This is a genomic window from Pseudomonadota bacterium, from assembly GCA_022361155.1.
In the GTDB taxonomy this organism is placed as follows: Bacteria; Myxococcota_A; Polyangia; order Polyangiales; family JAKSBK01; genus JAKSBK01.
The window spans coordinates 26,201-35,427 of sequence record JAKSBK010000556.1 but is presented as its reverse complement, the minus strand read 5'-3'; the positions used below and the strand labels follow the sequence as shown (position 1 = coordinate 35,427).

General features: G+C 65.9%; 7 protein-coding genes. 2 read left to right on the top strand and 5 right to left on the bottom strand.

The window, feature by feature from the left end:
• Window positions 1-1,123: TonB-dependent receptor (locus tag MJD61_20780; GenBank protein MCG8557695.1), on the top strand; the 1,123-nt coding region annotated here is incomplete at its 5' end.
• A 200-nt stretch (window positions 1,124-1,323) separates the two neighbouring features.
• Window positions 1,324-3,531, top strand: a complete 2,208-nt coding sequence (locus tag MJD61_20775; protein MCG8557694.1) for a M66 family metalloprotease — start codon at window positions 1,324-1,326, stop codon at window positions 3,529-3,531.
• Between the two features lie 5 nt (window positions 3,532-3,536).
• Here MJD61_20775 and MJD61_20770 read toward each other — a convergent pair whose 3' ends face one another.
• The 5 genes from MJD61_20770 to MJD61_20750 all read right to left on the bottom strand — a co-directional run bounded on the left by MJD61_20770 (window position 3,537) and on the right by MJD61_20750 (window position 9,168).
• Window positions 3,537-4,730: a cation:proton antiporter gene (locus MJD61_20770; protein MCG8557693.1), complete on the bottom strand. Its 1,194-nt coding sequence runs from the start codon at window positions 4,728-4,730 to the stop codon at window positions 3,537-3,539.
• Window positions 4,731-5,123: 393 nt separating this feature from the next.
• Window positions 5,124-5,873 carry a hypothetical protein gene (locus MJD61_20765; protein MCG8557692.1) on the bottom strand — a complete coding sequence of 250 codons (750 nt, stop codon included), beginning with the start codon at window positions 5,871-5,873 and terminating at the stop codon, window positions 5,124-5,126.
• 202 nt (window positions 5,874-6,075) lie between these two features.
• Window positions 6,076-6,309: a hypothetical protein gene (locus MJD61_20760; protein MCG8557691.1), complete on the bottom strand. Its 234-nt coding sequence runs from the start codon at window positions 6,307-6,309 to the stop codon at window positions 6,076-6,078.
• A gap of 47 nt (window positions 6,310-6,356) precedes the next feature.
• Complete coding sequence (locus MJD61_20755; GenBank protein ID MCG8557690.1) at window positions 6,357-7,253, bottom strand: hypothetical protein; 897 nt, start codon at window positions 7,251-7,253, stop codon at window positions 6,357-6,359.
• A 181-nt stretch (window positions 7,254-7,434) separates the two neighbouring features.
• Entirely contained in the window at window positions 7,435-9,168 is a 1,734-nt protein-coding gene (locus MJD61_20750) for a hypothetical protein (GenBank protein MCG8557689.1), read from the bottom strand.
• Window positions 9,169-9,227: the final 59 nt, after the last annotated feature.

Here is a 9,227-nt window from a genome sequence, read left to right as displayed (position 1 = left end):
TCAGGGCGACGATGCCTCCTGGATGCCGGGGCGCTGGGCCGCCGTCGGCGGGTTGATCGATCCGGTGACCAACCTGCCCTACCAGCCGCCGCTCGTTGGCGCCAACGGCTACCAGGGCACATCGCCTGCGATGGCGGGCTCGTGGGCCCGCACCAACTGGGCCCTGTACGCCGACATGGAGTGGGACCTGACCGACGAATACTTGGTGCAGACGGCAGTCCGCTTCGAGGACTTCTCCAGCTTCGGCTCTACGCTCAACGGCAAGCTGGCGTCTCGCTACATCCTTGCCGAGTACCTGACACTACGCGGCGCGCTGTCGACGGGTTTCCGGGCCCCGACGCCCGGGCAGTCGAACTTGACCAACGTGGCCACGGTCTTCGTTCCGGGCACCACGGAACAGCAGATCACCGGTACGGTGCGACCCACCGACCCCATCGCGCTGATGCACGGCGGCCGCCCCCTGGTGGCCGAGAAGTCGGTCAACGTGAGCCTGGGCTTCACCATGCGAGCCGCTGAATCGCTGCGTCTGACGGCGGACGTGTACCGCATCGCAGTGAACGGCCGCATCGTCATGGCCACCGACATTCCGGTTCAAAACAACCCGACGTATCGGATCATCCGCTTCTATACGAACGGTCTCGACACCGTCACGACCGGCTTCGACGTGGTCCTGCTGCACGATCTCGATTGGGCCGACACCGCGAACGATGCCAACCTCAGCCTCGCCTACAACTACAACGACACCAATGTGGTTAGTCAGTCGAGCCTTGCCATCAACGGGCGCCGCAAGGCCAACATCGAGAACAACCTGCCCAAGCACCACCTCGCCGCCACGCTGACCCAGGACCTTGGCGACTGGTCGTTTATGCTCCGGGCCAATCTCTGGGGCCCGCACCAAGACGAGGATCCGGACTACAGGGTCGGGCCCGAGGTGCTGTTGGACGCTCAGCTGACCTACCGCATCGATTGGCGGTTCAGGGTGATGCTCGGTGCCAACAACATCTTAAATACCTTTCCAGACCCAGTGCCGACGCGCGCCGACAACGGCTTGCCCTGGCCGCGCCGCAGTCCGGTGGGCTACCACGGTGGCATGGTCTATCTGCGGGCGGTTGCCCGATTCTAGGGCCAACCGCTTGAGCCAATCTGCCGGCAGTTGGCATTGAGACGCTGGGATCGTCTGCAGGACACCCAGTGAACGTGTCGAAACCGGCTACGCACGCTGAGAGCACTGCTGCCGAGCGCACTGCTGTGCGATCATGGCGGCAGCAAGCCGGCGCAACACCGCTGCACGGGATGGACCGAGATCGAGGTGGGGAGGTTATCTTGACCCGAGGCTCGTCCCCCACGCGATGGCTTGGAGCCAACTGCCTGTCGGCCCTCGTTCTGGTCGCTTGTTCAGGGCGAGAGATCCAGCCCTCACCCGGCTCAGCGGGTGGCGGCCCCGGAGGATCGGGGGGAACCGAGATCACCGATCTGCCGGTCCCCGACCCCGGCGAAGACCCCATCGTTCCGCCGGTAACGCCCGTCCCCGATCCGAACCCTGGCAGTGCGGGCGCTGCGGGCACCCCGTTGCCCAACCCCACTCCGGTTGGTGGCGGACCCGTGGGGGCAGCCGGTGTCGGCGGCATGGGCATGGCAGGCGCCGCAGGCACGGCCGGCAGCGGTGTCGGGGGCACGGGGATCGCAGGGATCGGCGGCATGGGGATCGGTGGAATCGGTGGAATCGGCGGAACCGGTGGCATGGGCACCGCCGCTATCGGCGGCATGGGCATCGCTGGGATCGCTGGGATCGGTGGAATCGGTGGAACCGGTGGCATGGGCACCGCCGCTATCGGCGGCATGGGAACCGCCGGTATGGGCGGCATGGGCGCCGCCGCTATCGGCGGTATGGGCATCGCTGGGGCGGCTGGTACAGGGGTCGCGGGTGGCCTGCCGCCGCTCGGAGGCGGTGGGGGCACGCTGCCGATGGCGGGCACCGGAGGTCCGGCCGGTAGCGGGGGCGGACCGCCTGGATTCCCGCTTCCCGGCCCCGACAGCATGGCGTGCCCGAATCCCATCAGGGACTTGGCAATCAGCGAGGTCGCCATCTACCAGACCGTCAAGGTCCCCTTGATGAAGGATGGACAGGCCGTGACCATGCGCGACACCGACGTGGTGGTCGGGCGCAAGTCCGTGGTGCGCGTCTTTGCAGAGCCGCTCGGCGGCTGGCAGCCCCGCATGACGACAGCGCGCCTGCTCTTGCGATCAACGCCAACATCGGCGCCCAGCGTGGGTGAGCGCACTCACATGGTCATGACCGCCTCAACCGATGCCGACGGCGACTCCACGTTCAACTTCACGCTGGAACCCAACCTGATCAGCACCGACACCCGCCTTGCGGTACAGCTGCTGGAAAGCAAACCATGCCCGCCGTTGCAGCCAGGCGACACCAGCCGAGCGCGCTGGCCCGAGAACGGCACCGCGGCGCTGGAGGCGCGCGAGGTCGGTGGTTTCAAGGTCGTGATGGTACCGATCCGTTACGACGCTGACGGCTCGAGCCGTTTGCCCGACGTCACACCCGCGGACATCGATGAGTATCGCGAGGCCATGCTTGCAACCTATCCGATCTCGTCGCTCGACATGACGGTACGCGAGCCCGTGCGAACCATGCGAACCATGACCGCTCATGGGCAGAACTGGAGCAATGTCCTGAACGGCGTGCTTTCCCTACGCAGGCAGGACATGGTTGCGGACGACGTCTTTTACTACGGGATGATCAACCCGGCGCCCACGATGCGGGAGTACTGCAACCGCGGCTGTGTTGCAGGCATCGCACCCAGAGCCACTCCCGATGCTGTCAACCGCCGTGGTGGCCTCGGTCTGGGCTACAAGGGCAGCACCGACACCTTCCTGCACGAAATCGGCCACGCGCTCGGCCGGCCCCATGCGCCGTGCGGCGGCGCTTCCGGCACGGACCCGAACTACCCGCGACCTGGCGGACTCCCGGAGGGCAGCATCGTGGTATGGGGCCTTGACGTGCGAAACTTGCGCCTAATGCCCCCCGACACGGTCAAGGACATCATGAGCTACTGCGACCCCACATGGTTCAGCGCCTATACCTACGGACACCTGATGGAGAGGATCGCGTTCATCAATATGGCTCCCCAGGTGATCTCGCTACCCCAGGAACACAAGCTGATCGTGGTGCTGGACAGCGGGAATCTATCTTTCGGTGGAGTGGAAGAACGGCCCGGCGTGCTGGGCGCACCGACCGAGCTCGCCGACATCCTCGACCGCAGCGGACGCGTGATTCGCAGCGTAGGTGTGCACCGGCAGGTGATCGAAGATCTACCGGGCGCGGCCTTCCTGCTGGTGCCGATGCCGGAGCCCTCATGGCACTCGCTAAGACTCGGCGGGCACCCGCCCCTTCGCTTCGCGGATCGGTTCGCGCGTGGGCCGACCGGCACCGCAGTATCGACCGGCACCGCAGGATCGACCGGCACCGCAGGATCGACCGGCACCGCAGTATCGACCGAAATGCCCGAGCTGTAGCGGGGTCACGCTCCCTGCGACCCCATCGACTTTCTGAATCCGGCACCCTCGGGCATTGTCCGCATGTACACCGGCTTCCACAAACGGATCGTCAGCGGCACGAGCACGTTGAGGATCAACGCCGTCCCCATCAAGGTGTAGAACGCCTCAACGCTCAGAATGGCGTGCTGGACGTAAGCGATGTCCATCACCACGAACGCGAGCTCGGCGCGTCCAAGCATGCCGAACCCGATCATCACGCTGCCGGGCCAGTCCATGTCGGCGGTATAGCGCGCCGCGAGCGCGGCTGAGGTCACCTGAGCAACGAAGATGATGAGCGCCATGGCCAGAATGTGTGGAATGAGCGACATCGCCGTATCCCGCTCGAGAATCAGCTTCGTGCCCAGCTCGACGAAGAACACGGGCCCGATCCACGAGAAGGCCACATTATCGATAATGCGTTTGGTGTCCGCGTAGGATCCCTCTGTCCCCTTGAGATGGAAGTACTCCTCGTGAATGATCAGGCCGGCCATGTAGGCGCCGATAGCTGGATGGAAGCCGAATTCGTGCGCCAGCAGCCCCACACTCAGCGCCAGCAGCAGCACCGTTTGGGTGGAATGCCGGCTGAAGGTGATGACGTGGGAGAATCCGTAGGCTCCGATCAGGGGAACCCGTTTCATCCAGCCCTTGACCTCATGGGGAAACACCCACGCACCGAAGATCGTCACGAGCACGAAGAAGCCAACTGCCTTCGCCGCGATCAAGGCAATGTCCTTGACGTTCGCCGAGCCCTCGCCGCTCGCGATCGGCACCAGGATCGCGACCAAGGCGAGGGACGCGATGTCATCGAGCAGGGCCGACGTCATCACGCGCGTGGCCACCGGCGACTTGTGCAGCCCCTCGCTCTGCAGCGACACCATGGTGAGCGACACAGCCGTGGCCGTCATGGTGAGCCCGCAGATGATCGAGGTATTGGTGTTCGCCCAGAAGTAGTCGGCCATGAAGTAGGCCGCCGCAAAGGGTGCCAGTGCCCCGAAGAAGGCGATCCCCCAGCTGCGTTTTGCGCTGGCGATGAAGTTGTCGGTGCTCTCCTCGAAGCCGAGCGCAAACATGATGAGGATGATGCCAAGCTCGGCCAGGCCGCTGATGAACGCGTCGGCCTCGACGGGCAAGAGCCCGGTGTTGACCATGAGCGCGCCGAATGCCAAAAACCACAGCACGGGTGTCGAGCGAGTGGCGCGCCCGGCCACGTTCGCAGCGAACACGGCAGCCCAAATCAACGCCAGCCGAATCAGGGATTGCATGATGCGGTCGCTGCCCCGAGCCGTTATCCTCTACCCTTCCATGGAGGCATGCAACGAGTAATCTGGGCCACCGTGGGCGCAGGATCGCCGGCTTCCGGCAGCAGGGGCTGCCATGCGCTGGGACCCGGCCGAAGCGTTAGGGCCCGCGGAAGAATAGCTCATCCATTTCGCCGGTGCTGACCACCGCTGGCTATGTCGCTCCTCCTCGAAGTATCCCCAATACTCCTCGTCGTCGCGCCTCGCCAGCGGCGCCCAGTCCTCACCGAAACACCCGAGTTGTTCTTCCGCGGGCCCTTGGCTGTGCGGGAGCTACAGCTTGTAGGGATACGAGATCTTGAGCTCGTGTTTCTTGAAGCGCGGGAACACCGCGCTGGTTCGCATGAGCTCCTCTACGCACAGGGCCGCTGGCGTGCCCGCGAGCGCGCCAATTGCCGCCGCGCTCAGGGTCTTGCCAGATTGCCCTTGCACGACGATCGCCACCTTCGCCACGCCCGTGACGTCACCGGCACATTGCTGGACCAAGAGGCTCAGAGGCTGCAGCACGGACTTGATCTGGCTGCGAGACAAGAGCGCCGGGATTTCCTTGGGCCTGTCCGTTTTGGCGTCGGGCTCGGGCGATGACTTGCGCTTGTCGTGCGGCTCGAGTGCCGCCCCCCCCACAGGATCGTGGAGCAGCGACTGGAGCAAGCTGTCGTCGAGTGCAGGATTGGGAGTCCTGGACCTCGGACCTGGCTGCGGAGCAACCTTCGGTTTCCGCGCCGTGCTGGCGATCGTGCGCTTGCGGGGGGGAAGAGCATCCGTTCGCTCGGGAGCCTGAGGCGGACGGGAGCTGGCTTGGGGCGCCGGCTGGTGGCGATAATCGGACTTGTTGCTCTTCTTGGTACTGGTCCAGCGCCGGTGTTTGCCCTGCCTTGCCTCGTCGAGCGAGCCAAAGCGGCCCGTGACGCCGACCGGTCGCCACTTGTGGCGACTGCTTGCGCTGTGCGGTTGCCTATCGGCGCTGTCCTGTGCCTGGCCCCGAGCGCAGCCAGGAACCCAGGCGCTGCAAAGGGCCATCACGAGCAGCCATCCAACGCTGCTGCAGGGATTATTGTTGCGAGGACCACTGTTGCGAGGACCACTGTTGCGAGGACCACTGTTGCGAGGACCACTGTTGCGAGGGCCGGTGCTGCACAAGCCGGCAAGCGTGCTGCGACCCGCTACGCCTCGACAGGCCAGCTCACGGCGGGGCGTGACTGCCATCACGGCGCCGACTCGAGCGTCACGGCGTCCACGTGAAGATATCGCTGGTCTTGGCGCATGCAGCACAGCGGCGATTCGCCTTGAGGTGGGTGACCGATGCGAGCTCCGAAGGATAGCAGTTCTTGTTGTGAGGGCACTCCCCGACCGGTCTTGACATGGCCAGCGCCTCGGCCATCACGTTTCCGCGCAAGGGCAAGGGCAGGGGCAGGGCAAGAAAGGCACCCCGGGACGGTCGAGCCTTGTCGAGTCTCACCGCCCAGAGGCGATGGCTTACCGGAATCGAGTTGTCCTTTCGCGCCCTCAAGGGCAAGGCGCGTTGCAGACCACCACATCGCCGGGGCATTGCTGCTGGTGGCCGTCGCACTGTGTGAAGCGGCAGGAGCTCGAATCGCCGCAGTGCAGGAAGCAGCTGGAGCCGCCGCCGCAGCGGACCCCGCAGGCATCGCCACCCTGGCACTCGAACTCGCATACCGACCCCGACCCGCACTCGCCGTCCACCCTGGCCGCCCCTTGCACAACAAAAACGCAGGTCGCCTCGTGACACGCCAGCACGAAGTCGCTGTCTTCGGCGCCCACGACTCGGCACTGCGTTCCGAAGCCGCTGCACACGGCGTTGCACGCCGACGCCTGACTGCAGTCCAGGTTGCAGCAGCCGGCGCTGCAGCCACAGGAGCCGCCGTCCTGGCAAGGCTGATGCCCGCCGCACTGCACGTGGGGCGGCCCCGTGCCTCCATGGGTTCCGGCAGCTCCGTGCATCCCTGCAAGACCGTGGGTTCCGGCCAGGCCGTGGGTTCCGGCAGCTCCGTGTGTTCCCGCAGCAGCATGCGTTCCCGCACCGCCGTGAGCGCCGCCGCACAGATAGCAGATGGAATGGCCGCTGGTTCCGCCTGCACCCGCCTGCCCGTGGCTGCCCGCGCCGCTCCCGTGCCCCGCATGGCCGGAGCCCCCGTGCGAGCCCCCATGCCCCAGCGCGCCGCCGTGCGAGCCGCTAGGATGGCCGGCAGCTGCGTGACCGGCACCTGCGTGACCGCCTGTGTGGCCGGCAGCGTGGGGATCGGTCCCGTGATCCCCTCCGGAAGCCGTGCCCATATAGCAGCCCGAGCAAACGATGAGCGCAAGCCCCAGCAGCAGTTCCTTTGGCCAGGCTGTCGAGCGCCTTGGCTCGCGCGAGCCCCAGCTAGTAGCCACAACATTCATCACGATCCTACCCAGAAGCCGGGCGCGGGCCCGATGGACGGGCCGAAAACCCGCATACTTCTAGTATAGATCGAATTCTACAGATGCAACGGCTTTATGGATGCGCATCGCACGGTGCGCTCAGGGAACGCCGGCTGCCGGCCGTAGGGGTGGTGCAAACGCCGCTGGCGGGGCTGAGCTGCTACAGGCCGTCCTGCCCGAATCGCCAGATCACGATATCGTCCAGATCGATGACGGATGAGGCCGACTGCAGGGTGATGCCGCTGGGAAACGATAGCACTCCGTTGAAGGCACCCGCGCCCACCACGCCGCCGTCCGTCGGATCCACGGCGATGTCGTAGAGCTGGCTTTTGCCCTCACTTCCAACGGACCGTACCCACTGCAGCCCGCCGTTCAGATCGTAGCGGGCGATCGAATGGGCGTATTGGCCGGGGAGGCCCGTCGGCATCTGGTTGAGGGGATCGCCGAAGATCGCCGTTCCCTCGATGTGTCCTCCGACATAGAAAAATCCTCCCGGATCGAATACCTCGACAGCGGCTCCGAAGTCAGCCCCCGACCCGCCCGCTCTGCGCACCCACTGCAGCAGGCCGGACTCCGTGTACTTCGCGACGAACTGCTCGGTGTCCGCGGGCCCACCCGGCGCCAACAGCGCCATGTCGACGGGCGAGTCCGCACAAGGGGGCTGACCCTCGAGCGGAGGTGGCGGGGGCGTGTTGACCAGCACGGGTTGCCTGCGGAACAGGGCGCAGCCGGTGAACACGCCCGTAACGTACACGTTGCCGGCAGCGTCGTGCCCGGCGCCGGTCCCGTACATGAGCTCGGCGGGGTAGCCGGCGTGGGTTGCCCAGTCCACGCGCCCGTCGGCGAAGTAGTGCACGAGCACCATGTCCGTGCCGAACTCCCCGGCATAGCTCGGCATGAGCACCTCTTGGCCATCGATGCCGGTAATGTGCTCGTTGTGCGAGCCTCCGAGGCTGCCCACGACCATGACGCTTCCGTCTGGCTCGATCGTAACGTCCTGGGCACCGGAAGCGTCGCCCTGGCCGCCCGCGTCATCCAGCCACAGCACGGTGCCGTCCTTGCTCAGCTCGGCCACGAATGCATCGGTCGAGCCCAGCGCTTGGATGGTGAACTGCCCGAATGTCAAGAGTCCCGTGTACTCGCCCACGACAACGATGTTCTCGGTCACGGGATCGATGTCGATCCCGTGCGCGTCGGCGTGCGTGTTGCCCGCATGCTCGCTGATGGGGTCGGGGTCGGGGACGATCATGGCCGTCCGGGCCCATATCAGGTTCCCATCCGGGCCGTACTCTGCCACGAACAGATCCTGGTGGGCCGAAATCAAGGGCGCAGCGGGGTCGAAAGCCGCTGTCCCGCTGAAATCGCCAGCGACGAAAACGGCGCCATCCACCGGATCGACCACGACCGATCGCACCTCGCCGGCCAGCCCGTCGCCGGGAGCGGTCTGCACCCACTGCAGCACGCCTTCGCGCGTGAACTTGGCGATTCCGGGGTCCGTGCCGGGGCTCACGGGGATGGGCGTGCCCAAGAAGTCGATGGTGGAAGCCTCTTCGGGTGTGAATTGGTAGCAGGTCTGCAATCCCAGCTGCTGCCGAGCATCAGGGCCGCCGATGCCAAAGCCAAGGTAGACGCTTCCGTCCAGCCCGACGGCGACGGTGTGCCCGTCGTCCCTGCTCACTCCACCGACGCAGCTGGCCCAGCTCGTAGGGCTGGCGCTGACGCCCACCTGGGTGCAGCGCGGGCTTTGGGGCGGCGGGTCCAGCGCGGTGAAATCCACGCATTCGGACGGATCGAACGTGACGGGCTCCGGGCCCTGATTCCCGTCGCCGCACGCCTCGAGACTCATGAGCAACACGCACAAGGACAAACACAAGATCAAGCTAGAACGCCTCACCACGACCTCCCGTGTCACGCCAGCACGTTGCTTGCAACGGGCGCGGCTTGCAACGAACG

Coding starts and splice junctions, on each gene's coding strand:
- MJD61_20755 (MCG8557690.1), bottom strand. CDS start 7,253: ATGAATGTTGTGGCTACTAGCTGGGGCTCGCGCGAGCCAAGGCGCTCG.